Origin of the sequence: Pseudomonas prosekii (assembly GCF_900105155.1) — a bacterium.
In the GTDB taxonomy this organism is placed as follows: Bacteria; Pseudomonadota; Gammaproteobacteria; order Pseudomonadales; family Pseudomonadaceae; genus Aquipseudomonas; species Aquipseudomonas prosekii.
Genome location: NZ_LT629762.1, coordinates 2,409,666 through 2,431,482 on the forward strand (window position 1 = coordinate 2,409,666; position 21,817 = coordinate 2,431,482).

General features: G+C 59.0%; 26 protein-coding genes and 1 tRNA gene. 23 read left to right on the top strand and 4 right to left on the bottom strand.

Features of this window, described 5'->3' with window-relative positions; translation table 11 throughout:
• Positions 1-4: 4 nt before the first annotated feature.
• From BLU01_RS10930 to BLU01_RS10945, 4 genes are all read right to left on the bottom strand, one after another.
• Positions 5-262: a DUF2164 domain-containing protein gene (locus BLU01_RS10930; RefSeq protein WP_008024930.1), complete on the bottom strand. Its 258-nt coding sequence runs from the start codon at positions 260-262 to the stop codon at positions 5-7.
• The gene (gene hisH / locus BLU01_RS10935; protein ID WP_092274697.1) at positions 263-901 is read right to left on the bottom strand and encodes an imidazole glycerol phosphate synthase subunit HisH; all 639 of its coding nucleotides are present in this window, start codon (positions 899-901) and stop codon (positions 263-265) included.
• Positions 901-1,494 carry an imidazoleglycerol-phosphate dehydratase HisB gene (gene hisB, locus BLU01_RS10940; protein ID WP_007897437.1) on the bottom strand — a complete coding sequence of 198 codons (594 nt, stop codon included), beginning with the start codon at positions 1,492-1,494 and terminating at the stop codon, positions 901-903. Before hisB ends, hisH begins: the two co-directional genes overlap by 1 nt.
• A 270-nt stretch (positions 1,495-1,764) precedes the next feature.
• A complete protein-coding gene (locus BLU01_RS10945) occupies positions 1,765-3,429 on the bottom strand; it encodes an OFA family MFS transporter (RefSeq protein ID WP_092274700.1) in 1,665 nt (554 codons plus the stop codon).
• Between the two features lie 419 nt (positions 3,430-3,848).
• Here BLU01_RS10945 and BLU01_RS10950 point away from each other — a divergent pair, with 419 nt between their 5' ends.
• The 23 genes from BLU01_RS10950 to BLU01_RS11060 all read left to right on the top strand — a co-directional run bounded on the left by BLU01_RS10950 (position 3,849) and on the right by BLU01_RS11060 (position 21,720).
• The gene (locus BLU01_RS10950) at positions 3,849-6,080 is read left to right on the top strand and encodes an AsmA family protein (RefSeq protein WP_092274703.1); all 2,232 of its coding nucleotides are present in this window, start codon (positions 3,849-3,851) and stop codon (positions 6,078-6,080) included.
• Positions 6,077-7,144, top strand: a complete 1,068-nt coding sequence (gene mutY / locus BLU01_RS10955) for an A/G-specific adenine glycosylase (RefSeq protein WP_092274706.1) — start codon at positions 6,077-6,079, stop codon at positions 7,142-7,144. The genes BLU01_RS10950 and mutY overlap by 4 nt, the downstream gene beginning before the upstream one ends.
• Positions 7,141-7,413, top strand: coding sequence for an oxidative damage protection protein (locus BLU01_RS10960; RefSeq protein WP_092274709.1), 273 nt, complete (start codon positions 7,141-7,143; stop codon positions 7,411-7,413). The genes mutY and BLU01_RS10960 overlap by 4 nt, the downstream gene beginning before the upstream one ends.
• A 103-nt stretch (positions 7,414-7,516) precedes the next feature.
• A tRNA-Phe gene (locus BLU01_RS10965) sits at positions 7,517-7,592 on the top strand.
• Positions 7,593-7,800: 208 nt separating this feature from the next.
• Positions 7,801-9,003, top strand: coding sequence for a tyrosine-type recombinase/integrase (locus BLU01_RS10970; RefSeq protein ID WP_092274712.1), 1,203 nt, complete (start codon positions 7,801-7,803; stop codon positions 9,001-9,003).
• A gap of 122 nt (positions 9,004-9,125) precedes the next feature.
• Positions 9,126-10,151 carry a hypothetical protein gene (locus tag BLU01_RS10975; RefSeq protein ID WP_092274715.1) on the top strand — a complete coding sequence of 342 codons (1,026 nt, stop codon included), beginning with the start codon at positions 9,126-9,128 and terminating at the stop codon, positions 10,149-10,151.
• A 156-nt stretch (positions 10,152-10,307) separates the two neighbouring features.
• The gene (locus BLU01_RS10980; RefSeq protein WP_092274718.1) at positions 10,308-10,562 is read left to right on the top strand and encodes an AlpA family phage regulatory protein; all 255 of its coding nucleotides are present in this window, start codon (positions 10,308-10,310) and stop codon (positions 10,560-10,562) included.
• Positions 10,563-10,868: a helix-turn-helix domain-containing protein gene (locus BLU01_RS10985; protein ID WP_092274720.1), complete on the top strand. Its 306-nt coding sequence runs from the start codon at positions 10,563-10,565 to the stop codon at positions 10,866-10,868. It begins immediately after the preceding gene.
• Entirely contained in the window at positions 10,865-11,539 is a 675-nt protein-coding gene (locus BLU01_RS10990; RefSeq protein ID WP_092274723.1) for a KilA-N domain-containing protein, read from the top strand. Before BLU01_RS10985 ends, BLU01_RS10990 begins: the two co-directional genes overlap by 4 nt.
• A gap of 472 nt (positions 11,540-12,011) precedes the next feature.
• Entirely contained in the window at positions 12,012-12,275 is a 264-nt protein-coding gene (locus BLU01_RS10995; protein ID WP_092274725.1) for a hypothetical protein, read from the top strand.
• Positions 12,272-12,781, top strand: a complete 510-nt coding sequence (locus BLU01_RS11000) for a hypothetical protein (protein ID WP_092274728.1) — start codon at positions 12,272-12,274, stop codon at positions 12,779-12,781. The genes BLU01_RS10995 and BLU01_RS11000 overlap by 4 nt, the downstream gene beginning before the upstream one ends.
• A gap of 106 nt (positions 12,782-12,887) precedes the next feature.
• Positions 12,888-13,175 carry a hypothetical protein gene (locus BLU01_RS11005; RefSeq protein ID WP_092274731.1) on the top strand — a complete coding sequence of 96 codons (288 nt, stop codon included), beginning with the start codon at positions 12,888-12,890 and terminating at the stop codon, positions 13,173-13,175.
• The gene (locus BLU01_RS11010; RefSeq protein WP_092274734.1) at positions 13,168-13,395 is read left to right on the top strand and encodes a hypothetical protein; all 228 of its coding nucleotides are present in this window, start codon (positions 13,168-13,170) and stop codon (positions 13,393-13,395) included. The genes BLU01_RS11005 and BLU01_RS11010 overlap by 8 nt, the downstream gene beginning before the upstream one ends.
• Positions 13,392-14,273, top strand: coding sequence for a toprim domain-containing protein (locus BLU01_RS11015; RefSeq protein ID WP_092274737.1), 882 nt, complete (start codon positions 13,392-13,394; stop codon positions 14,271-14,273). Before BLU01_RS11010 ends, BLU01_RS11015 begins: the two co-directional genes overlap by 4 nt.
• Complete coding sequence (locus tag BLU01_RS11020) at positions 14,260-16,053, top strand: DUF927 domain-containing protein (RefSeq protein WP_092274740.1); 1,794 nt, start codon at positions 14,260-14,262, stop codon at positions 16,051-16,053. Before BLU01_RS11015 ends, BLU01_RS11020 begins: the two co-directional genes overlap by 14 nt.
• Positions 16,050-16,412, top strand: a complete 363-nt coding sequence (locus tag BLU01_RS27555; RefSeq protein WP_157720157.1) for a hypothetical protein — start codon at positions 16,050-16,052, stop codon at positions 16,410-16,412. The genes BLU01_RS11020 and BLU01_RS27555 overlap by 4 nt, the downstream gene beginning before the upstream one ends.
• A 301-nt stretch (positions 16,413-16,713) precedes the next feature.
• Positions 16,714-17,322 carry a hypothetical protein gene (locus BLU01_RS11030; protein WP_092274746.1) on the top strand — a complete coding sequence of 203 codons (609 nt, stop codon included), beginning with the start codon at positions 16,714-16,716 and terminating at the stop codon, positions 17,320-17,322.
• A gap of 111 nt (positions 17,323-17,433) precedes the next feature.
• The gene (locus tag BLU01_RS11035; RefSeq protein ID WP_092274748.1) at positions 17,434-17,784 is read left to right on the top strand and encodes a hypothetical protein; all 351 of its coding nucleotides are present in this window, start codon (positions 17,434-17,436) and stop codon (positions 17,782-17,784) included.
• Between the two features lie 3 nt (positions 17,785-17,787).
• Positions 17,788-18,372 carry a tail assembly protein gene (locus BLU01_RS11040; RefSeq protein WP_092274751.1) on the top strand — a complete coding sequence of 195 codons (585 nt, stop codon included), beginning with the start codon at positions 17,788-17,790 and terminating at the stop codon, positions 18,370-18,372.
• Positions 18,369-18,941 carry a tail assembly protein gene (locus tag BLU01_RS11045; protein ID WP_092274754.1) on the top strand — a complete coding sequence of 191 codons (573 nt, stop codon included), beginning with the start codon at positions 18,369-18,371 and terminating at the stop codon, positions 18,939-18,941. Before BLU01_RS11040 ends, BLU01_RS11045 begins: the two co-directional genes overlap by 4 nt.
• A 48-nt stretch (positions 18,942-18,989) precedes the next feature.
• Positions 18,990-19,424: a hypothetical protein gene (locus BLU01_RS11050; RefSeq protein ID WP_092274757.1), complete on the top strand. Its 435-nt coding sequence runs from the start codon at positions 18,990-18,992 to the stop codon at positions 19,422-19,424.
• A gap of 142 nt (positions 19,425-19,566) precedes the next feature.
• Positions 19,567-20,673, top strand: coding sequence for a hypothetical protein (locus BLU01_RS11055; protein WP_092274760.1), 1,107 nt, complete (start codon positions 19,567-19,569; stop codon positions 20,671-20,673).
• Positions 20,674-21,108: 435 nt separating this feature from the next.
• Positions 21,109-21,720, top strand: coding sequence for a hypothetical protein (locus BLU01_RS11060; protein WP_092274763.1), 612 nt, complete (start codon positions 21,109-21,111; stop codon positions 21,718-21,720).
• The last annotated feature ends 97 nt before the right edge of the window (positions 21,721-21,817 follow it).

Sequence of the window (21,817 nt, forward strand, 5' to 3'; positions counted from 1 at the left end):
AAAATCAGTTTTTCTCGAGCGCCCACAAGTCGCTTTCGATGCTTTCGAACCTTTCTTTAAGGTGCGTCTGCACATCGAAAATCGCCCTGTTGTAATAGTGCGGCGCAATTTCGCGGGTAAACAGCTCAAGGATTTCCGCCGCTTCGAACGAACCCAGGTCCAGCTCGAAGCGATCTTCCATAAAGCGTTTGATCTTGTGATTGGCCTCGTTCTCCTGCTCGGGAGTGAGGGTCAGGATCGGCGGCTTTTTCTTGACGGCCATTTACCAGCGACCATCCCACGCGGCGAAGTTCTGCAGCAATTGCAGGCCATGGGTATGGCTCTTCTCCGGGTGAAATTGCACGGCGAAACGCGAGCCATCGGCCAGCGCGGCGGCGAAATCGACACCGTAGTGTCCGCCACCCACTACTTGCCGGGCATTCGCGGCGGCGATGTAGTAGCTGTGCACAAAATAGAAACGCGCCAGGTCCGGAATGTCGTGCCACAGCGGGTGACTGACCTTCTGCTGCACTTGGTTCCAGCCCATGTGCGGGACTTTCAGGTGCTCATCGTCTTCATGCAGGTCTTTGCCGAAGAACTTCACCGCGCCCGGGAACAGGCCGATGCAGTCGACACCGTCGTTCTCTTCGCTGCTGTCGAGCAAGGCTTGCATGCCCACGCAGATGCCGAGGAACGGCCGGTCCTGGCTGACTTCACGCACCAGCGAATCGAAGCCCAGGCGCCGGATCTCCGCCATGCAATCGCGAATCGCGCCGACCCCGGGGAACACCACGCGGTCAGCTTCGCGAATCACGTTGGCATCGCTGGTGATCAGGACCTTTCCGGCACCGACGTGCTCCAGCGCCTTGGCCACCGAGTGCAGGTTGCCCATGCCGTAATCGATAACCGCAACCGTCTGCATTACAGAACGCCCTTGGTCGATGGCATTTGCCCGGCCATGCGGTCATCCAGCTCTACCGCCATGCGCAGCGCGCGGCCGAAAGCCTTGAACACGGTTTCGATCTGGTGGTGAGTGTTGGTGCCGCGCAGGTTGTCGATGTGCAGGCTGACGAGGGCGTGGTTGACGAAGCCCTGGAAGAATTCCTGGAACAGGTCAACGTCAAAACCGCCGACGGTGGCGCGGGTGTAGGGAACGTGCATCTGCAGGCCTGGGCGGCCGGAGAAGTCGATCACCACGCGCGACAGCGCTTCATCGAGCGGCACGTAGGCGTGGCCGTAGCGACGGATGCCTTTCTTGTCGCCGATGGCTTTGGCGAAGGCCTGACCCAGCGTGATACCGACGTCTTCCACCGTGTGGTGGTCGTCGATATGCAGGTCACCCTTGCTGACAATATCCAGGTCGATCAGCCCGTGACGGGCGATCTGGTCCAGCATGTGCTCAAGAAAAGGAACACCGATATCAAATCGGGCCTTTCCGGTGCCATCCAGGTTGATCGAGGCTTTGATCTGGGTTTCCAGAGTGTCGCGCTCGACAGACGCCATACGTTCGGCCATCACCAGCTCCGCAAAATCATTGGGCGAAAAAGGCAGCCATTATAGGGGCGCGGGGCCGAAACAGAAACACGAGAGGTGATATGACTGACGGACAGAACGCAGTGCAGTCGGGGATAGACATGTGTGTACAAGCGGTTTTGAGAGCGCCTCACGCAAATGTGGGAGCGAGCTTGCTCGCGATCAGGCAATAACATTCAACATCTCAGTTGACTGTTACACCGCTATCGCGAGCAGGCTAACTCCCACAGGGGTGATGCGTTTACAGCTTACTTAATGGAACAGAATCGCCGTCTTCTGCAGGGTTACCCAAACGCCCCACGCCAACGGAATCCCCACCACCAGCCATGCTGCAACGGCCAACGGCTTGCTGCCCGGCGCCGCTTTCCACTCCAGCACGGTATTCGCATCCGCACCTTTGTCGTGGCCCAGCGCCTGTTCGGCGGCCAGTTCAGCGTCGGTCATGAAGTACTTGTCAGCCACCGGACGCACCAGCAGGTTGCAGAGGAAACCCAGCACCAGCAGGCCCGCAAGGATGTACAGCGTGATGTCGTAAGCGGCGGCACGTTCAACGCCGATGCTCAGCTGATATTCACGCAAGTAGTTGACCAACACCGGACCCAACACGCCCGCCGCCGCCCATGCCGTCAGCAGACGACCATGGATCGCGCCGACCATTTGCGTACCGAACAGGTCCGCCAGATACGCCGGAACCGTGGCAAAACCACCGCCGTACATCGACAGGATGATGCAGAACGCCGCCACGAACAGCGCAACGTTACCCAAGTGACCGAGGTTCGGGATCAGCGCGTACAGCGCAAAACCCAATGCGAAGAACACGAAGTAAGTGTTTTTGCGTCCCAGGTAATCGGAGAACGAGGCCCAGAAGAAGCGACCGCCGATGTTGAACAAGCTCAACAAACCGGTGAAACCGGCAGCAATCGCTGCAATCGAAGCCAGTTGCCCGGCATCCAGTTGACCGAATGGCACATCAACGCCAAGCAGTTTGCCGCCGAACACTTCCTGCAACAGCGGCGAGGCCATGCCGAGAATGCCGATACCGGCAGAAACGTTCAGGCACAGCACCAGCCACACCAGACGAAATTGCGGAGTTTTCCAGGCAACGTTCACGTGAACGTGGCGATGAGTGATCATCGCGTTCGCGGTTTTTTTCGCCGGAGCGGTCCAGCCTTCAGGCTTCCAGCCGGTTGGCGGAACGCGGTACGACAGCGCACCGCCGATCATGAACACGAAGTAAATCGCCGCCATCACCAGGAAGCTCTGCCACACGCCGACGCCGGTTGGCGAAGCGAAATGGCTCATCAACGCGGCCGCCAGAGGTGCGCCAACCATCGCGCCGCCACCGAAACCCATGATCGCCATGCCCGTCGCCATGCCGCGCTTGTCCGGGAACCACTTGATCAGGGTCGAGACCGGCGAAATGTAACCGAGGCCCAGGCCGATACCGCCAATGACCCCGGAGCCGATCCACATCAGCCAGATCTGGTGGGTATAAATCCCCAGCGCCGAAATCAGCAGACCACCGCACCAGCACAACGCCGACACCACACCAGCCTTGCGCGGCCCGGCGTGTTCCAGCCAGCCACCCCAGATCGCTGCCGAGCAGCCGAGGAAGATGAAGAACAGGGTGTAGATCCAGCCGAGCATCGAGATCGGCCAGTCGCAATTCGACGAGAAAACTTGCGAGATGAAGCTCATGTCCGGTGCACAAGCGACCGGGGCAGTGACGCCCAGCGCCTTGGACAACGGCAACCAGAACACCGAAAAGCCGTAGGCCATGCCGATGCACAAGTGAATGGCCAATGCGGCCGGTGGTACCAGCCAACGGTTGAAACCGGGCTTGGCGATGATGCGTTCCTTGGACAGGAACGAAGGCTGGCCGGCGTATGCGCCGTCCGCCGTAATGCTCGTGCTCATTGTGTATCCCCCAATTATTAGTATGGTTCGCCAGCCACTCCTCACCCTTAGCCTTATGCACGCAGGCATGACCTTTTTTTGAGTGAAGCTCCATAAGGGCGCGACGTAAAGTCGCAGAAGGACGGACGAACGCGCAGAGGTTACCATTTGCTCGTGACAGAAAAACCAAACTGATATCACCTTTTGTATGTCGTCCGATCTCTCCGACCGTTGAAGCGGCCATGCCGATCATCGTCGGCCGCTGAAACAAGCCACTTATCAGCGTCAGCCAGACCTGCAAAAGATCTTCCGGATGCCCGGCGGGCGCCAAACTGAACGCGCCGCAGGACCTGCTGCCATATGAACTGACCGGTCGTCAGTTTCAGAGCGCTATACTCCCCGGCTAAATTTTGAATTCGACTAACTACAAGGACTCGCCCATGAAAGCGTTCGGCAAAATCCTGGGTCTGGTACTTCTCGGGCTGTTGCTGATCATTGTGGCGCTGGGCTTTGCCCTGACCCACCTCTTCGATCCCAACGACTATAAAGACGAGATTCGCCAGATTGCCCGCGACAAGGCTCACATCGAGCTGACGCTCAATGGCGACATCGGCTGGAGCCTGTTCCCGTGGCTGGGCCTGGAATTGCACGAAGCCAGTGTCGCGACCCTGGTCAAACCTGCCGAACCGTTTGCCGATTTGCAGATGCTCGGCCTCTCGGTGCGCGTCCTCCCGCTGCTGCGCCGCGAAGTGCAGATGAGCGATGTGCGCGTCGAAGGCCTGAACCTGCGCCTGAACCGCGACAAGGATGGCCACGGCAACTGGGAAGACATCGGCAAGGTCCCTACGCCGGCCGACGCTGCCAACCCTGCGCCGACAGTTGCCGCCGGCGAACCTGCGCCGCAGACACCACCCGTGGCGGAAAAACCGCCGCAGCCAATCCGCCTCGACATCGACAGCCTGACCGTGAACAACGCGCGGGTTGAATACAACGACGAGAAGACCGGCAAAATCTACAGCGCCGAAAGCATCCAGATGAGCACCGGCGCGGTCCACGATTCGACCAACATTCCGCTCAAACTCACGGCTTTCCTGTCCTCCAACCAACCGGCGGTGCGTGTACGCACTGAGCTCAACGGCGAATTGCGGATTGCGCGGGCGCTGCAGCGTTATCAGTTTGAAGACATGAAGCTTTCGGGCGAAGTGACTGGCGATCCGCTGCAAGGCAAGACCATAACCTTCGCCGCACAAGGTCAGTTGTTGCTGGATAAAGCCGCCAACGTCGCCGAATGGACCGGGATCAAGATCTCCGCCAACCAATTGCGTGCGTTGGGCGAACTCAAGGTCAACGACCTCGACAAGACCCCGCAAATCAACGGCGGCCTGTCGATCGCCCAGTTCGACCTGGCGAAATTCGTCGACAGCATCGGCCAGAAACTGCCGGCCATGGCCGAGGGCAGCCTGAGCAAAGTCGAACTGGTCAGCCGCGTCGCGGGCACGCCGAACAGCCTGTCGTTCGACAACATCAACCTGAAAGTCGATGACAGCAGCTTCAGCGGCCGCATCGCCATCGAAGATTTCGCCAAGCAATCACTTCGCGCGATCCTCAAGGCTGACACGTTCAACGTCGACCGTTACCTGCCGCCGAAATCCGCTGAAGCCAACAGCGCCACTCAAGTGCGCCAGGCCGAAGTCGCCAGCACCGAGGCCAGTGCCTTGGCTGGCGCCGGCTCGACGCCGTTGCCAGATTCACCGACCAAAGGCGCGTGGAGCACCGAACGCCTGCTGCCGGTTGAACGTCTGGCCAAGCTCGACGTTGACGCCGACCTGACCTTCGGCCAATTGACCCTCGACAAATTGCCGATCCAGAACGCGGCGCTCAAAGCCACCGGCCAGGGCGGCTTGCTGACTCTGGAAAACCTGCGCGGCGATTTGTACAACGGCAACTTCGAAGCCAAAGGCACGCTGGACGTGCGCCAGCCAGTGCCGGCGCTGAGCCTGCAAACGCGCATCAACAAAGTGCCGGCGGAAAAGATCCTCGAAAGCCAAGGCAAAAACCCACCGGTCAAAGGTTTGGTGACGCTTGACAGCGCGCTGACCGGCAGCGGCAACAGCCAGCGAGCGCTGATCGAAAGCCTCAACGGCAACGCCAGTTTTGTGATCAACAACGGCGTGCTGCTCAACGCCAACCTTGAGCAGCAACTGTGCAAAGGCATCGCCACGCTCAATCGCAAGTCGCTGAGCGGCGAACCGCGCGGCAAGGACACGCCGTTCCAGGAACTCAAGGGCAACCTGACATTCCGTAACGGCGTCGCCAGCAACCCGGACCTGAAAGTGCGCATCCCCGGCATGACCGTCAACGGTAACGGCGACGTCGATCTGCGCGTGCTCGGCATGGACTATCGCGTCGGCATCGTCGTCGAGGGCGACACCAGCGCCATGCCTGACCCGGCCTGCCAGGTCGGCGACAAGTTCGTCGGCATCGAGTGGCCGCTGCGCTGCCGTGGTCCGCTGGAACTCGGCGCCAAGGCCTGCCGTCTCGACAACGAGCGCATGGGCCAGGTCGCGGCGAAACTGGCGGGCGACAAGCTCGGCGACAAAATTGACGAGAAGCTCGGCGACAAGGTCAGCCCTGAACTGAAAAACGCATTGAAGGGGCTGTTCAAACGATGAAAGCGGAGCAGTTTTCCTCGGCGGTGCTGGACTGGTACGACCGCCACGGCCGCCACGATTTACCTTGGCAACAAGGCATCACGCCGTATCGGGTGTGGGTCTCGGAGATCATGCTGCAGCAAACCCAGGTCAGCACCGTGCTCAATTACTTCGACCGTTTCATGGCATCGCTGCCGACGGTCGAAGCGTTGGCCGCTGCGCCGGAAGACGAAGTGCTGCACTTGTGGACGGGCCTGGGCTATTACACCCGTGCGCGCAATCTGCAGAAAACCGCGAAGATTGTCGTCGCCGAACATGGCGGCGAATTCCCGCGCGATGTGGAAAAACTTGTCGAACTGCCGGGCATCGGCCTGTCCACCGCCGGCGCCATCGCGAGCCTGAGCATGGGCCTGCGCGCGCCGATCCTCGACGGCAACGTCAAACGCGTGCTGGCGCGCTTTACCGCGCAAGAGGGTTACCCCGGCGAACCGAAAGTCGCCAAACAGCTGTGGGCCAACGCTGAGCGCTTCACCCCGCATGACCGCGTCAACTCCTACACCCAGGCAATGATGGATCTCGGCGCCACGCTGTGCACCCGGAGCAAACCGAGCTGCCTGCTGTGTCCGCTGGAAAAGGGCTGCGAAGCGCACATGCTCGGCCTCGAAACTCGCTACCCGATCCCCAAGCCGCGCAAAGCCGTGCCACAGAAACGCACGCTGATGCCGATGCTGGCCAACGGCGAAGGTGCGATTCTGCTTTACCGCCGCCCGTCTACGGGCCTGTGGGGAGGTTTGTGGAGTTTGCCGGAGCTCGACGACCTCGACGATCTGCAACATCTCGCCACACAGCATTCGCTGGAGCTGGGCAGCCAACAGGCACTGCCGAGCCTGGTCCACACGTTCAGCCATTTTCAGTTGTCCATCGAACCCTGGCTGGTTCAGGTTCAGGAGGCTGGCCATCACGTGGCCGAGGCCGACTGGCTCTGGTATAACCTCGCCACCCCGCCGCGCCTGGGCCTTGCCGCCCCGGTCAAGACATTGCTGGAGCGCGCGGCAGCCGTATTGAACGCAGGAGAGTCGTCATGACCCGCACCATCATGTGCCGCAAGTACAAAGAAGAACTGCCGGGCTTGGAGTTTGCACCGTTCCCCGGCGCAAAAGGCCAGGACATTTTCGACCACGTCTCCGCCAAAGCCTGGGCCGACTGGCAGAAACACCAGACCCTGCTGATTAATGAAAAACGCCTGAGCATGATGAATGGCGAAGATCGCAAATATCTGCAGGGCGAGATGGACAAGTTCTTTTCCGGCGAGGAATACGCTCAGGCTGAAGGCTACGTTCCGCCAGCTGAATAATCCCGATTCGACGGGGGTCGGATCGTAAGCGACGGTAATAATTAAAATTTTTTTCAAAACTTTCTTGACGACCCCCTGAAAAACCAGTTTAATGCGCCCCGTTGCCCAGATAGCTCAGTCGGTAGAGCAGGGGATTGAAAATCCCCGTGTCGGCGGTTCGATTCCGTCTCTGGGCACCACCTTTCGTTTTCAGGTGATGCCAAGCACACCTGAAAGCACACAAGAAGCCCGCCTAGTGCGGGCTTTTTGCTTTCTACGGTTCCCAACCGTTCCCTTGTAAGCCCAAACATATGTGAGTAGATTCGTGAGTAGATCCAGTTCGGTCTAGAAATCTACTCACACCATGGCGGCAAGATGCCCGCCTGGTGCGGCCTGCAAGGAGGCTGCGTGCCACTCTCTGATACCACCATCCGCACCGCCAAGCCGAAGGACAAGCTGTACCGGCTGACCGACGCCAATGGCTTATGTCTAGAAGTAACCACGACCGGTTCCAAACTTTGGCGCTATCGATACCGATTCAACGGCAGCGCGAAGATGTTGGCGCTCGGCGCATACCCTGCTGTCACCCTTCTGAAAGCCCGCCAGCTTCGCGATGGAGCGCGCCAGCTACTAATTGAGGGTACTGACCCAGGCGAGCAGAAGAAAACGGCCAAGCAGGCACAGAAGGTCGAGGGTCTGACTTTCGAGACACTGGCGCGAGAGTGGTTTGCCTACAATGCTCCCCGCTGGGCGGAAAGCACTACCTACAAGGCCAAGCTGTATCTGGAGAATGATTTGATTCCCGGTATCGGCGCCCGCCCGGTAAAAGCAATCACCCGCCCCGATCTGGTAGAGCTGGTGCGTAAGGTAGAGGCAAGAGGCACGCTCAATGCCGCTGGCAAGATCCGTCAATGGCTACACCAGATATTTCGGTACGGACTGGCCAAGGGCGTCGTTGACGCCAACCCAGCTACGGATCTGAGCGTGGTAGCAGCACCACCGAAAGCTGCCCGCCATCATCCGCACGTCACCTTTGTTGAACTCCCTGAAATGTTGGCCAAGAGCGAAGCCGCGAATATCCATTCGCTTACCCGGCACGCCATCCGCCTGCTGACGCTAACGGCCGTTCGACCGGGCGAGCTTCGCCAAGCCCCCTGGGCAGAGTTCGACTTGGAGCGCGCAACCTGGACAATTCCAGCCGAACGCATGAAAGCCCGCCGCCCTCACGTTGTCCCCCTGCCCCGTCAGGCTGTTGCAATCCTGCGCCAGCTTCAAGAGGTCACTGGACGCTATGAGCTAGTTTTTGCAGGCGCCAACCCTCAGCGCCCCATGAGTGAAAACACCGTCAACAAAGCGCTTCGCCTCATGGGCTACGAAGGACGTCAGACCGGCCACGGGTTCCGGCACTTGCTCAGTACCGAGCTAAATGGCCGCGGGTACAACAAAGATTGGATAGAGCGACAGCTTGCCCATGGCGATACCGACGAAATACGCGGTACCTACAACCACGCAGCCTATGTAGAGCAGCGCCGGGAAATGATGCAGGCTTGGGCCGACTCAATTGACGCCCAGTGCGCTGGCGCCAATGTGGTGAATATCAAGCGAGCTTGAGACGTTGAATTCTAATTAATCATTCCCAGTGAGCACCAAGGGCTCCTTTTTCAAGTCTTGGGCGGTTAACATATTGGTCACGGCTGGATATTCATACAGCGGACACTATGCGAGCTAGTCAAATGGCGGGAGCCGATGGAGATGATCAGATATTACCGTTCGGGCGAATCAAGCTCGACGGGATCTATCCTGGGTGGGTGTCAGGCCATCACCTCAACCCTCGCTTACTTGCATCCGAACTCGCCGCTGCTCTCGAAACATTGGCACCATCAAATCAAACGGTTCAGCCCTTGCACGTTAGCGTCTTTACGAAGGGCAGATCCGACAGAGATATCCAAATCACTTACGGCGCTCTGACGGACTATTTTGAAGCCGCTGGCAACGGCAGACCAGCAGCAACTATTTCAACTAGCTCCGGCCAGATACCCGCCAATAACATAGTCGTATGGCGTAAATGGGTTGAGAGCCTTGTCGACGAGGTCACAGCCCGAGCGGAGCTAGCTGTTGGTTTCGCCCAGCCTGCAAACGATCACGGACGACTCTCCATCGCCTTCGGCGGCTCTGCTGCAGCCAAGCTTGAACCACCAACGCACCTCTCTGGCAGCGCTCCGATCGTTCTGAAAACGCTGCAAGCCCAATTACGCCGTGAGGGTGAGGAGACTGCTAGCGAAAAACTCGACGAGGCTTTAACTGGCAGGCAGCGTTTAGAGCAGGAGAACGTTGAACTCAAGGCACAGCTTTCAATCGAGAAAGCACGGTCACAGCAGTTCATGGAAGAGGCTGAAAACTTCCGAAGAGAATCAAGCGATGAACGTCGGACCAGGCTAGAACTCTCGGAGTCTCTTCTGTCCATGGAGGAGAGGCTAGAGGAAGTGATGGCCCTGGCCGAGATAATGCGTGTCGATAACGAATTCTCCCCACCGGAGTTGCGCCTCATGGTTCAGTGCTGCCGCGAGCTCAGCAATGATTGCTCCGTTGATGCTGTGGCCGAAAAAGGCATTGGGCTCCGTGAGCAGGTCAAGCGATGGCTGGAAAAACGAGTGGAGAAGCTGGCAGAAATTCAAATTGATCGGTTTGCCACAGCGCTGACGATCCTTTCACGTAAAAAAGGCGGCGCTCCAAGCCGTAATTCTCGAAAAAAGGGGTGACCCGTTGTAAGCCTTCCGATTCAAGGCTTACGTTCTTTATCCGAACCTAGATGGGGTAACCCCTCACCCCTTGAGTGCAACCCCTCACCTATTCCCTCCAATATTCGAGAGCCAATCTATGCCCATGTTCTCAACGCCACCCAAGGAGGCGCTAGCATGGCAAACACAACCCACCCAATCCGCAAGCAAGCCGAACAACCCTCAACTCCACAGGAGAGGCCACTTCGTTTCATAAAGCTGGGTGAGGTCAAGGCTCTGACCACCCTCTCCACATCCGAGATTTATCGACGCATTGCAGCGAGGCGCTTCCCTAAGCAAGTGATGCTTGGGCCGAAGTCCGCCGTCTGGATCGAGGCAGAAGTTATCGCCTGGTGCGACTCCTTGGTCGCCCTGCGAGTGGAGGCTGCATAAATGGACGACCAAAAAAAAGGCCAACCCAATAAGGCCAGCCCAGAAAAAACTCACTTATACGATACCAGCAACCACGCCCAACTAGTACGGCTTGTTCCGCGTCTTCGTAAAGGGCCTGCTGACACGTTCACCATCATGCGCGAGCTGAACATCTGCCGTCCTGGTGCCCGTATCTGCGACTTGCGCAATGCCGGCTACAAGATCATCACCAACCGCATCACGATGACGGACGAGTGGGGTCGCGTCCACCGCGGTGTTGCCGTTTACACGCTGATCGCTGAACCAGGTGCGAAGGTGGCGGCATGACAGCCCGCATAATTCCCTTCGACTACGAAGGCCAGGCAGTTCGGTTCAACGGTGACGGCTGGCTTCACGCGACAGAAATAGCCGAGCGTTTCGGCAAAGAGCCTGCGCAATGGCTACGCCTCGACTCGACCAAGGAATACATCGAGCGACTGTCTGAACGCATGGAGGAAAGTAATGTGGGGAAATCACACATTACTCTGGTGAAGACCCGGCGCGGCAACACCTCCACCAGCGGCACATGGCTCCATCCCAAGCTGGCGGTGAAGTTCGCCCGGTGGCTTTCAGTGGACTTTGAGATCTGGTGCGACGAGCAGATCGACGCACTGGTACGCGGTGACCAGGCCACTTGGCAACAGGCACGCCAGCAGTCGGCTATTGGCTATCGCGGCCTGTGTGAAGCGCTGGCGATCGCCCACGAAGAGAGAGGCAAGACTCCCCAGCGTCACCACTTCATCAATGAAGCCAAGCTGATCAACCAGGCAATCACCGGACAATTTGCAGGCCGCAATCGCGATCAACTCAGCGCACATGAGCTGGTGCTGGTCACCCTAATCGAGATACGCGACGTGCTGTTGATAGGCCAGGGCAAAGACTTCGCTGCCCGTAAAGCATCCCTGTTGCGCTACGTCCAAAGCCTGACAGCCAAGCACCTCCGGAGTGATGCCGCATGACAGCTATGCTCATGATCAGCGATAAACGGTCGATAACTTTTGTTGCAAGCAGTCGTGGTCGTCGGTATGGTTTGCCCGTCGCTGCAAATTCAGCGATCGGGCTTGGTAACCCGCTGAACGTTAGGCGCAACAGCGCCCCCATTACGATTGCAGGCGCTTTTTTTGTGCCCGCAGTTACGTGTTATGGCGGCTGTGCGTGGGAGGCATTCGTGCCTGCCGGGTTCCTAACGTCCCGGTTTACCAACCTGCGCACAGCTGCCACCCATTCGCTTGGTAACGAACGTGGCAGCTCCCTCTTTACGTTAGGAGCTCCACGTATGCCCGCCCTAAATCCGTCTGCGATTCGCGCATTTGCTCACCGCCGCATGGCCCTGAGCGCCCTCCGAGCAAACTCATCACTCTCCGTTCGCCTCGCCCGTTACAACTCCCACATGGCCATCGCTCGTACCCTGGAGTCTGCCGAGGGTGCGCAATGAATACTCCCGCTCGCACCATCCAAGAAATCGCCCACGACACGCTTGAGGATCTCGAAAGCGCCCAGATCGCGCTGCGCAAGGTTGAGGCCGTTCTCTATGCCGCATTGGCAGACAAGGGCGCGAGTCAGCACGTCCGCAATCTGGTAGACGTCGCATGGAATCTAGCCGCTGACGGCGCCAACACCGCCGACTGCAATCGCGAGGCAATTTCCGCCGCTCTGTCCGGGCGCGCTGGTCTGAACGCCGGGGGTGAGCTATGAGCCGCTCCTACAAGGCAATAGCCGAGACCGGCGTCCAGGATCTGTACGAAGTGACCAGTGCGCTCGAGAGCGTGCGCGCAATCTTCACGCTGATGCTCGAGACCTTCCCCGAAGACAGCACGCCTCACGCCTTCGCGCAGTTGGGCACTATCGAGATAACCGACTGGAACACCAAGGTTTACCAGTGGTGTGAGTGCATGGAAAACGAGCTGGATGATGCGAACGCCGAGGCGAAGAAGACAGCACCATTGCCGCACTACCTGCTGGACCAGCGCAGTAACGAGGTCACCGAGGCGATTTCTGCCGAGCACACACACGCTACCCGGTGGTGGACGCACTTGAACGAGATGCGGCGCCGCAAGGAACTGCCTGACTGGGTGGCGGCGGGCGTCGGCACGCATGATGAACACGATCTGATGCTGGAAAACCGGAAGACCGTCAATCAAGCCCTATTTGGATCGGACGACCTGGGCGGCGATCAGCAATACCGCGAGGTCGCCCTATGAACCAGCCGATGCGTTCAAATTCGATCCTTATTACCAGCCTCACATTTTTCCCGAAGCCACCACGAACTCACGCGAAGCGCCGACGCCCTGAACTAAGAGGTTAAGCATGAAAATTCAAAACGGCGCATCTGCGTCGATGGGATCGGCTTGCCAAAATAAAGCCGCCGAGCTTTGGTTCGTAACCCACCCGAAGGTGCCCAAGGCGCTGCTTGGGCCCTTCTTGACCGAGGCAGACGCCCAGTGCGGGCGCGTTGTTATGCGTAGTGCTGGCGCTCAGGTGACGGCCTGTCTGGTTGACTCAATCGACGACATCACCCGCTGGCACGGTGTGAACAACGGTCAAGTTTGCCGGGCCTTTGCTGGCGCTGATCGCCGGGAGGTTGGCCATGGGTGACGTGACCCCAATCAAGCGCAAGGGGAGCAGTGTGCCACCCACCAGAGGCGCTCATATCGACAGCGCCAGGTATGTGCAGCTGGTGGAAACCCTGGTGGGCTTCCTGGAGATGCGCATCTCGGAAGGCGACCAAGGCCGCTACTGCGATGAGCTGGAGCGCCTGACTCAGAAACTGGAGAACTTGGCCAAGCGGTTCACCCCGCCGAAGGGGGCCGCATGACAGACGCAACAATCCAATTCCGTGATGCGCTCCAGGCCATCTATGGCCCTCTCGACTGGCTGCCAGAGCCCGACGGTGCAATCCACAGGTTCCGTGTGCCGGAGGATAAGCCCGGCTCGCTCAATGGGTGGTATGTGCTGTACCTGGACGGCATCGCATCCGGCGCGTTCGGCAGTTGGAAAGCCGGCGGCGCCAGCACCTGGTGTAGTCGCGAACCGGTGGACGCCCGCGAAGCGGTCCAGATCCGCGAGCGAGTTGACCAGGCCCGGCGCCAGCGCGAAGCCGAACAACACCGGCGCCAGCAGCAGGCCGCCGAGAAGGCCAACCATTGGTGGCGCAATGCGCGCCGCGCCTCACCCGACCACCCGTATCTGGTAGCCAAGGCCGTTCGCTCCTACGGCCTGCGCCAGCGCGGCACTGACCTGCTGATCCCGCTGTACCTGGATGGGCGCTTGGTCAACCTGCAAAGGATCGGGCCGGACGGCGACAAGCGCTTCCTGTTCGGCGGCCGGATCAAGGGCACCTATTCACCGCTGGGCATCATCGAGCCAGGTTCTGTGCTTTGCATCTGCGAAGGGTGGGCGACGGCCGCTAGCCTCCACCAGCACGGCGGCTATGTCGTTGCCGCTGCCATGAACGCGGGCAACTTGCTCCCGGCGGCGATGGCTCTTCGCGCTCGCTACCCGGGCCAGGCAATCGTCATTGCCGGCGACGACGACCGGCTCACCGATGGAAACCCGGGGCGCTCAGCGGCAAACGCAGCGGCGGCGGCCGTGGGTGGCCAAGTGGCTTTCCCCGAGTGGCCGGAAGGCGCGCCCGATGACCTCACCGACTTCAACGACCTCGCCAACTGGAAACTCGCCCATGTCCAAGCCTGATACCAACGTGATCAACCTTCGGCCGGACGCCGCGACTATTGCGCCAGATCGCCCCTGCTGGGCGGTGTACGAGCACTGGGTGATCAATGAGAAGGGCCGCAAGCTGCGCCCGGGTGTTTACTGGCACAGCTTCAAGCGCGCCGCCGCTGATCAGGACGACGCCGAGGGCGATACCGGCGACCGGCCTATCACCGATGAGTGGATCTCCAGCCCCGTCACAGTCGTCGCCCGCACCACCAACAGCGACGATGGCAGCGAAGGCCGATTGCTGCGCTTGGTCACCGAGGGCGGCATCAAGGAATGGATCATCGCCATGGAGGTGTTCGGCGGCAGCGGCGAGGACGCCCGGCGCGCCTTGTTCGGGATGGGCGTCATTATCGCCCTCAAGAAACGCGGCACGTTCATGGAGTACCTGCTCGACCAGCATCCTGCAGAAGTGTTTGCCACCACCAGCCGGCCAGGCTGGCATGAGTCGGGCGCTTTCGTGCTGCCTGGGCGAACCATCGGCAGCACCAATGTGCGGTACCAGGCCAGCAACAAGGCCCAGGTACTTTTCAGCCGGCGCGGCGAGCTCGCGCTGTGGCAATCGGAGGTGGCCGCCAAGTGCGCGGGCAACCCGGTGCTGACTCTGGCGATCGGCTGCTCGCTGGCTGGCCCATTGCTGAGTTTGGTGGGCGTGCTGGGTGGTGGTGTTCACCTGGTGGGCGACAGCTCAAGCGGCAAGTCATTGGCGCAACTGATCGGCTCGTCGGTATGGGGAGACCCGGGCGTGTTCGCCGCCAGTTGGGACATGACCAAGGGCGGCCTGGAGATCGAAGCATCAAGCCGCAATGACACCATCCTCCCCCTGGATGAGATCAAGCGTGCTGATCCCAAGCGCGTACAGGAAATGGCGTACTCCCTCGCCAACGGCCAGGGTAAAGGCACCATGACCCGTGAGCGTGAAGGCCGTGCCAAATTGAGCTGGCGCCTGCTGACACTCTCCAGCGGCGAGCGCTCACTCTCTGAACACGCCGCCATATCCGGCAATGCCGCACACGCTGGCGCCGAGTTGCGCATGGTCGACGTGAACGCCGGTACCCGCACACACCGGGCCTTCGACGAATTGCACGGGCTTGAGGGAGCGGACTTTCACCGGCAGCTCACCGTGGCGGTCGGCGCCCACCACGGCCACCTTGGGCCTGCCTTTGTCGAGAAGCTGCTCGAGAGCGATGACCGGGCCGGCCTGCTGGAAGATTTCGCAGGGGTACGCGCCAGCTTTGTGGAAGACAACGCCCAGGCCGGCCGGGTGGCTGATCGGTTCGCCGTGATCGCGCTTGCCGGCGAGATGGCCATCGCCTACGGCCTGCTCCCATGGGTACCGGGCACCGCTCTCGCTGACTGCCGTTTGCTCTACGGCGAATGGCTCAGCAGGGTAGGCAGCGGCAATGCCGAAGATCGAGAGATCCTGGCCGGCATCCTGGACTTTATCGACCGCCACGGTAGCAGCCGATTTTCAGATGTCGACGATCAAACGCCTGACACCAAAGTGTTCAACCGGGCCGGTTACTGGGAGCTGGTGGGCACCAACCGCCTGTACCTGTTCAACAAGCCGGCGCTCATCGAGGCGGCGCACGGTTATGGCCTGTCTCGCATCATCAAAGCTCTGGAAGGCGCTAACGTCCTCGCACGCCGTGACAACGAGCGTAAAACCAAAAACTACCGACTCCCTGGTGGTGGCCAGGCGCGTCTCTATGTGATCGACCCAGACATCATGGATCGTGAAGGCGGTGGCGTATGAACGTCACTCAAAAACCAGCAATCCAGATTGCCCAAGTTCACAGGAACCTAGAATCACTGGCAACAGTGGCAACACCGGCAACGGCCTTGTGGGGCGTGGCTTACAGCCGTTGCCACCCTGTAAAAAAAGTGGCAACAACTGGCAACACACACCTCATTTTCAACATAAGAGACCCGCACTCTCCTTTCATTTGGTTATCACTGTTGCCGGTAAAAAACTGGTGGCAACAGTTTGGCAGCATCGGCAACGCCTGGAGGCCACGGCTTACGGGGCTGTTGCCATTGTTGCCGCTGTTGCCGGTGTTTTTGAAATCACAGGAACATTGGATTAACAGCGATCAGGCAGAGGTGACGCCATGAGTCTCCTTTCCGGCTTGCTCGATCACATGCCGCCGGCCATTGCCAGTACCTACACGCCAAAGATGGATAGTCGGCCTCGCCCACGCCTGGTGCTGGCCAACCCTGTCGAGCGAACTCCCCGGCTCATCACAAGCCCGCACGCAAGCGCCGTCACTGCCACGCCTGAGTGGCGACAGGCTCGCGACCAATACCTCAACCACTTCATGGTTTGTCGAAGCTGCTACGCGCCCACCGGCCGCCATTGCACGGCTGGAGCTCAACTGCGCGCCAGCTACGACGCCACACCTATGGAGGCGCACCAATGACGCCCAGCCTTATCACCCGCTTGTGCAACATCGGTATGAAACCCGGCATCAGCGCCGCCACGCAGCTCGTCACCACCCGGCGGATCTGCCGCGCCATTGCTGACCAGCTCGACGTTATCCGCAGTGAGCGGCGAGCCCTTCGCCGGCAGGCTGGCAAGTTGAAAGCATTCCTCCCCTTCACCCGGCAAGCCATTGCGGAACTGGAGGAGCAGGCCCGCGAACACAAGGAGGCCACCCGCAGTGGAGCTCGGAGCGCACTTGCTGGGTTTGGCCAATCACTCATGTTCGACCGTGAGGGGCTGGCGCTGGCGCTGGGCTTCGACCGGATGTGCGACTTGCTGAGCGTCAACCCGGTAAATCGCCAACAGGCCGGCGCGGACGGCGACACCAGCCTTCGCGGAGTGGCTTACCTCTCCGAACTGGAGGACAGCGCCGACCGTAAATACACCGAATGGGGGGCTGGGGGCCCGCTGTACCGGGCCTGTCACGCCGCCATGATCCGGTTCATCAGGGAGTGCCCAGAAGACCAGCTCCCCGACCCATTCGCCCCTGGAGCGCCGTTCGGGCCGAAGCTCCCGCCCACCCTGAGCATCGTTGGTAAGTGACAGATCTATTCCGCGACACGTTTCGCGAATCAACAAATTGTGTCGCGACACAGAGCAACACCATCGGGCATCAGCCCATCAATGGCGCCAAGGCGTCGAAGGAGGCAACACATGTCACACCACATACGCTTCGCAGAAGCGTGTAAGGCCACGGATTTCACCACCGACCCCGGCATGATCGGATGGTATGTCGTGTGGACCGTCCAACACGTCAGGGACGGTGCAAGGGTTGAAATCGAAGGACCTTTCTTCACTGAAGAGGAGGCCAGGATATCGGCCGAACTCATGCGCATCGAGTACCGCGGCGCCCGGGCCTATCAGTCGTCGCACTGCTCGGCCTGGAATCCAGACGTAAAGCGAGAAATAGCGATCCGAAACGATGCCACGGCCGCGCGCATGATCCTCGCAGGCCAGCTCGGTATGGAAATTCCTAAACACAGCGCCCACGGCGCCCAGGGGTAAAGCATGGCAATGGCAATTGATTACGGAGACAAAACCCGAGTACTGCTCGGTGGATCAGCTGGAAAGCTGTTTGGCCGCGAGCACTTTTTCGAGCTTTCTACCGGGGACGTGCGCGAAGCAGTTAAGGCGGTCGACGTTAACCATCCAGGGTTTGCGAAATACCTCACTGACGCGAAAAGGAAAGGTCTCGAATTTGCGGTTTTTCGGAACCGCCGAAATATCGGGGGCAAAGAACTCGCAATGGGTGGCGCCGCGGAGATTCGCATAGTACCGGTGATAGCCGGCAGTAAGCGCGCCGGCCTGTTGCAGACCATTGTTGGTATCGCGCTTATTATTGCGAGCCCTTTCACCAATGGTGCGACGTTGGCACCAGGCATAGCAATGGTCGCTGGCGGCGTCATACAGATGCTCAGTCCGCAGGCATCAGGTCTCAAGCAAAGCTCTTCCCCAGAGAATGCCCCGTCCTACGCCTTCGGCAGCGCCAAGAACACTACGGCCAGCGGGAACCCTGTGCCGATCTGCATTGGCGATCGCCGCTGGGGCGGCATGATCATTTCCGCATCGATCTACGCAGAGGACAAAGCATGAGCGCCATTCATTACCAGCCGATCAGAACCGTAAAGCTCTATGGGCATTTGCGGCAGTTTGGAAAATCCTATCCGTTAGCTGTACGCACTCCCGCAGAGGCAATCAAGGCGCTTTGCGTGCAGATTCCAGGCTTCGAGCGGTTCCTTTCCAACGCCAGATCGCGGGGTCTTGTATTCGCGGTGTTCCTCGGCAAGAAAAACATCGGCGAATCTGAGCTCAGGCATCAGGGGGCCGGAGACATCATAATTGCGCCAGTGATCGAGGGCAGTAAGCGCGCCGGGATATTGCAGACGATCATTGGCGTTGCGTTGATCATTGCCAGCCCTTTCACTAATGGCGCAACGCTTGCTCCGGGTATTGCGCTTGCAGCGGGAGGCGTGATCCAAATGCTCAGTCCGACCGCAAAAGGGCTCAAAACCAGCGCGGCGCCGGAGAACACGCCTGGCTATGCGTTTGGTAGTGCCAAGAACACAACCGCGTCGGGCAACCCCGTGCCGCTGTGCATCGGCAAGCGGCGATGGGGCGGGGCAATAATCAGTGCCGCCATTTGCGCTGAAGACCAGATGTAACCCCGATTAGGCCAGTGCTACAGTGCTGGCCATACCACAGGAGTTTCTATGTACAGGATTGCAGCTGCTCTAGCCCTTCTATCCCTAATCACCGGATGTTCGAGCACGCCAGTAGACCGGGCCTCTGCCAAGGTAGTGCCAGCCGACAGGACCTTTGCCTATCAGGCCGATGTGCCAGGTGGCGCTAACCTTGTGGTGAGCCGTGACAATGGCTTTTGGGCATCGGGAGGATGTTACGCAACCGTGTTGGTTGATGGCCGCAAAGCGGCTCGAATCAACACCGGAGAGGTCGTTACTTTCAAGCTCAAACCAGGCCGTCACATCGTTGGCATCGCAGGCGATGAAGACGGTAACGGTTTGTGTGCTCTGCAGATCGGCCAGCCAGTTAAGGAGGCTGCAACCGAGATTGGCGCCGGGGAAGTGCAAAAGTTCAGAGTTTCCGGCACCCAGAACGGGGCAGATATTCGGCCCAGTTCAATTTAACAATGAGTCAAACAGACCATATGATCTCACTGAGACCATATGGTCTGTTTCGCACAACGTGGTAACCACTACCGGCAACCACTAAAAGTAACCATTTCACCTACTCCTATTAGCCCAAAAATTCAGTTAGAGGTGAAAAAGTATGGAAGCTCAAGCCTATCTTCGGGAACTGAACACCCAGTTCACCTACTTGTTTGAATATGCGCGAAAAATTAATGAGATCGACACCGCAGCTGCTCTGTTCGCTGAGTTCCGGGGCGTTCAAGATGCCGGCTGGAACACGATCGCAACTGCTGTCGAGGTCTTTGATGAACTGAAAGTGCTTGGTTCGAAGGGCGCACCGCTTACTAGGCCTGAACTTCGCCAAGTACTATGCCTCTACGCGCATCTTGCCGAGGCGGGCGGGGTGTACGAGGGCTTGTTGAACACCATGCAGATCCCTCAGTTAAAGGCTTATAACCTCTGGCCGTTTCAAAAGCTCGTTCGAGTGCGTCCAGAACCCAGAGCCATAATCGGCCCTAACGCTAACGCGATGTTTCGGCATCTAGCACTGGTTGCGACTGAAATAGGGATGACCAGCCTGGCGAGGCTTTTAGAGATCACTTTTCGTGACGACATCAGAAACGCAATGGCGCATGCGGATTACATTTTGGCTCAAGAAGGTCTTCGGGTGAGGCGAAGAAACGGTGGTCGTCCGATACTCGTGTCTAACGCCGAGGTAGAAGTCGCGTTCCAGATCGCGATGTTCTTCTTTGAACTCCTTCAAGCCTTTCAGCAGAAAACAGCAGAGTCATTTCGTCCCGCTCGAACCATCATAGGTAGATTCAGCGACAACCCGCCTATGCCGTGGAAAATCGAATTGACCGAGGATGGGAGGTTCTCCATATCTAGCGACGCGCCTGGCCCACAAGTAGATGCGGCCTACGAGCGACAGAAACGGATTAACGAGCATCTTGGCGGGAAGATTGTGACGGCCTATGTCAGACCTGGCATGGATGCTCCACCTGCGCTCATTTCAGATGTGGACCAGATAGGTTTTGAGATTTTAATAGTCGGCCTAGAAAGCGCGGAACAGTTCGCCGCCCTCGTTGCGGAGGTGGAAGAGCATGGACTGTGGGACCAGGCCCCCGCCCCAGAGAACCTCGACAACGCCCTTCTCATGGCTACACCTTTCGGATTTCGACGGATTGCTACCGGAGCAGAATTCAAAGCCTGGCTTCCTATTGTCGATGCGGTCGTCATCGCTTAATTCGAGCCGCTCTCCGCCCGCAGTGTCGATCTATGGTATCCCGGTGCCCGTCACTTTAGCCACTTAGTGATGGGCTATGGACCAGAGGTAGCCAACTTTTTACAACCTGCTGAGTTCAAGCATTCGCCACGGTCCAATGTCAGGTTTTGTCAGGCTTTTGAGTCGACAGAACGTTAAGTTTTACTAATTCGCTGGCGCTGCCCAGATCGGTCGGTATCCGCGCTGGTATCCACGGTTTGGGTAGATCCGGCGCGGATACCCTGGGTGGTTACCAGTCGCGGTGACCACCATTGGTGACCACTCGCATCCGTACCTGCCCCTGCGTCTACGTCAGGGGGATATTCCGTGAGCAAAGACAATGAGCGGCGCCGCCGGACAGCACGTTCGGCTGCTATATTGCCAGCCGTCCCACCTCCTCATACAAGGAATGTGAAAGTGAAGCTCGCTCCCGTCCTACTGCTCGCCCTGCTAACGTCTGGCTGCGCGACCGGCCCCGCCGTCGAATGGGTGACCGTTCGCAACACTGATCAATTCACTGACAAATCGAGCTGCGCAGTGACCGTGGGCGCCTATTACACAAGGCACGGGATATACACCGTCAGCAATCAGTACTACCCGTACATCGAATCGGTAAGTGGTGATCTCCGAGTAGGCATTAAAAGTGGAGGCCGCTTCCTGATCCCTGTGGGAGACGTCCAGCTGAGAATTGATCAGAACAATTCGTGGACGATCAGCACCAGCGAGACCCCGCTGGATTACGTGCCAGAGGGCCAACTGAAAGCTATGCAAGCCTACGCACCGAAAGACCCGCAACAGCAGCAAATAGTCGAGAACGCCTACAAGACGGTTATGGAAGCCACCGCGCGATCCATGTCCCCATTCACCGCCGCAACGGGCGAAAAGGCTCATTCAATTCTCAAGGAGATGCGAGCCGGAAAAACAGTTATCTATCGCACCGTTGGCTTAAACCAAGCCGCCTCCACGACTGGAGAATATGCTCTCGACGAGTCTCTCGAGACCGCTCTCCGTCAGTGCGGCATCAAGTAGCTTTCGCGCACGGCTTCACGCACGATCTTCACGCACCCAGAAGCGCACGTGATCCCTGTGGGAGCGAGACTCCAGGCGCAGGTACGCAGTCCGGTAC

Excerpts from the sequence above, each read along its gene's own strand:
- BLU01_RS27555 (WP_157720157.1), top strand. The coding sequence starts at position 16,050 with ATGAACGTCACTCAAAAACCAGCAATCCAGATTGCCCAAGTTCACAGG.
- BLU01_RS11010 (WP_092274734.1), top strand. The coding sequence starts at position 13,168 with ATGGGTGACGTGACCCCAATCAAGCGCAAGGGGAGCAGTGTGCCACCC.
- BLU01_RS10980 (WP_092274718.1), top strand. The coding sequence starts at position 10,308 with ATGGCAAACACAACCCACCCAATCCGCAAGCAAGCCGAACAACCCTCA.
- hisH (WP_092274697.1), bottom strand. The coding sequence starts at position 901 with ATGCAGACGGTTGCGGTTATCGATTACGGCATGGGCAACCTGCACTCG.
- BLU01_RS11015 (WP_092274737.1), top strand. The coding sequence starts at position 13,392 with ATGACAGACGCAACAATCCAATTCCGTGATGCGCTCCAGGCCATCTAT.
- BLU01_RS11040 (WP_092274751.1), top strand. The coding sequence starts at position 17,788 with ATGGCAATGGCAATTGATTACGGAGACAAAACCCGAGTACTGCTCGGT.
- BLU01_RS10975 (WP_092274715.1), top strand. The coding sequence starts at position 9,126 with ATGGCGGGAGCCGATGGAGATGATCAGATATTACCGTTCGGGCGAATC.
- BLU01_RS11045 (WP_092274754.1), top strand. The coding sequence starts at position 18,369 with ATGAGCGCCATTCATTACCAGCCGATCAGAACCGTAAAGCTCTATGGG.
- mutY (WP_092274706.1), top strand. The coding sequence starts at position 6,077 with ATGAAAGCGGAGCAGTTTTCCTCGGCGGTGCTGGACTGGTACGACCGC.
- BLU01_RS10950 (WP_092274703.1), top strand. The coding sequence starts at position 3,849 with ATGAAAGCGTTCGGCAAAATCCTGGGTCTGGTACTTCTCGGGCTGTTG.
- BLU01_RS10995 (WP_092274725.1), top strand. The coding sequence starts at position 12,012 with ATGAATACTCCCGCTCGCACCATCCAAGAAATCGCCCACGACACGCTT.
- BLU01_RS10990 (WP_092274723.1), top strand. The coding sequence starts at position 10,865 with ATGACAGCCCGCATAATTCCCTTCGACTACGAAGGCCAGGCAGTTCGG.
- BLU01_RS10960 (WP_092274709.1), top strand. The coding sequence starts at position 7,141 with ATGACCCGCACCATCATGTGCCGCAAGTACAAAGAAGAACTGCCGGGC.
- BLU01_RS11000 (WP_092274728.1), top strand. The coding sequence starts at position 12,272 with ATGAGCCGCTCCTACAAGGCAATAGCCGAGACCGGCGTCCAGGATCTG.
- BLU01_RS10930 (WP_008024930.1), bottom strand. The coding sequence starts at position 262 with ATGGCCGTCAAGAAAAAGCCGCCGATCCTGACCCTCACTCCCGAGCAG.
- BLU01_RS11005 (WP_092274731.1), top strand. The coding sequence starts at position 12,888 with ATGAAAATTCAAAACGGCGCATCTGCGTCGATGGGATCGGCTTGCCAA.
- BLU01_RS10985 (WP_092274720.1), top strand. The coding sequence starts at position 10,563 with ATGGACGACCAAAAAAAAGGCCAACCCAATAAGGCCAGCCCAGAAAAA.
- BLU01_RS11050 (WP_092274757.1), top strand. The coding sequence starts at position 18,990 with ATGTACAGGATTGCAGCTGCTCTAGCCCTTCTATCCCTAATCACCGGA.
- BLU01_RS10945 (WP_092274700.1), bottom strand. The coding sequence starts at position 3,429 with ATGAGCACGAGCATTACGGCGGACGGCGCATACGCCGGCCAGCCTTCG.
- BLU01_RS11020 (WP_092274740.1), top strand. The coding sequence starts at position 14,260 with ATGTCCAAGCCTGATACCAACGTGATCAACCTTCGGCCGGACGCCGCG.
- BLU01_RS11055 (WP_092274760.1), top strand. The coding sequence starts at position 19,567 with ATGGAAGCTCAAGCCTATCTTCGGGAACTGAACACCCAGTTCACCTAC.
- BLU01_RS11035 (WP_092274748.1), top strand. The coding sequence starts at position 17,434 with ATGTCACACCACATACGCTTCGCAGAAGCGTGTAAGGCCACGGATTTC.
- hisB (WP_007897437.1), bottom strand. The coding sequence starts at position 1,494 with ATGGCCGAACGTATGGCGTCTGTCGAGCGCGACACTCTGGAAACCCAG.
- BLU01_RS11030 (WP_092274746.1), top strand. The coding sequence starts at position 16,714 with ATGACGCCCAGCCTTATCACCCGCTTGTGCAACATCGGTATGAAACCC.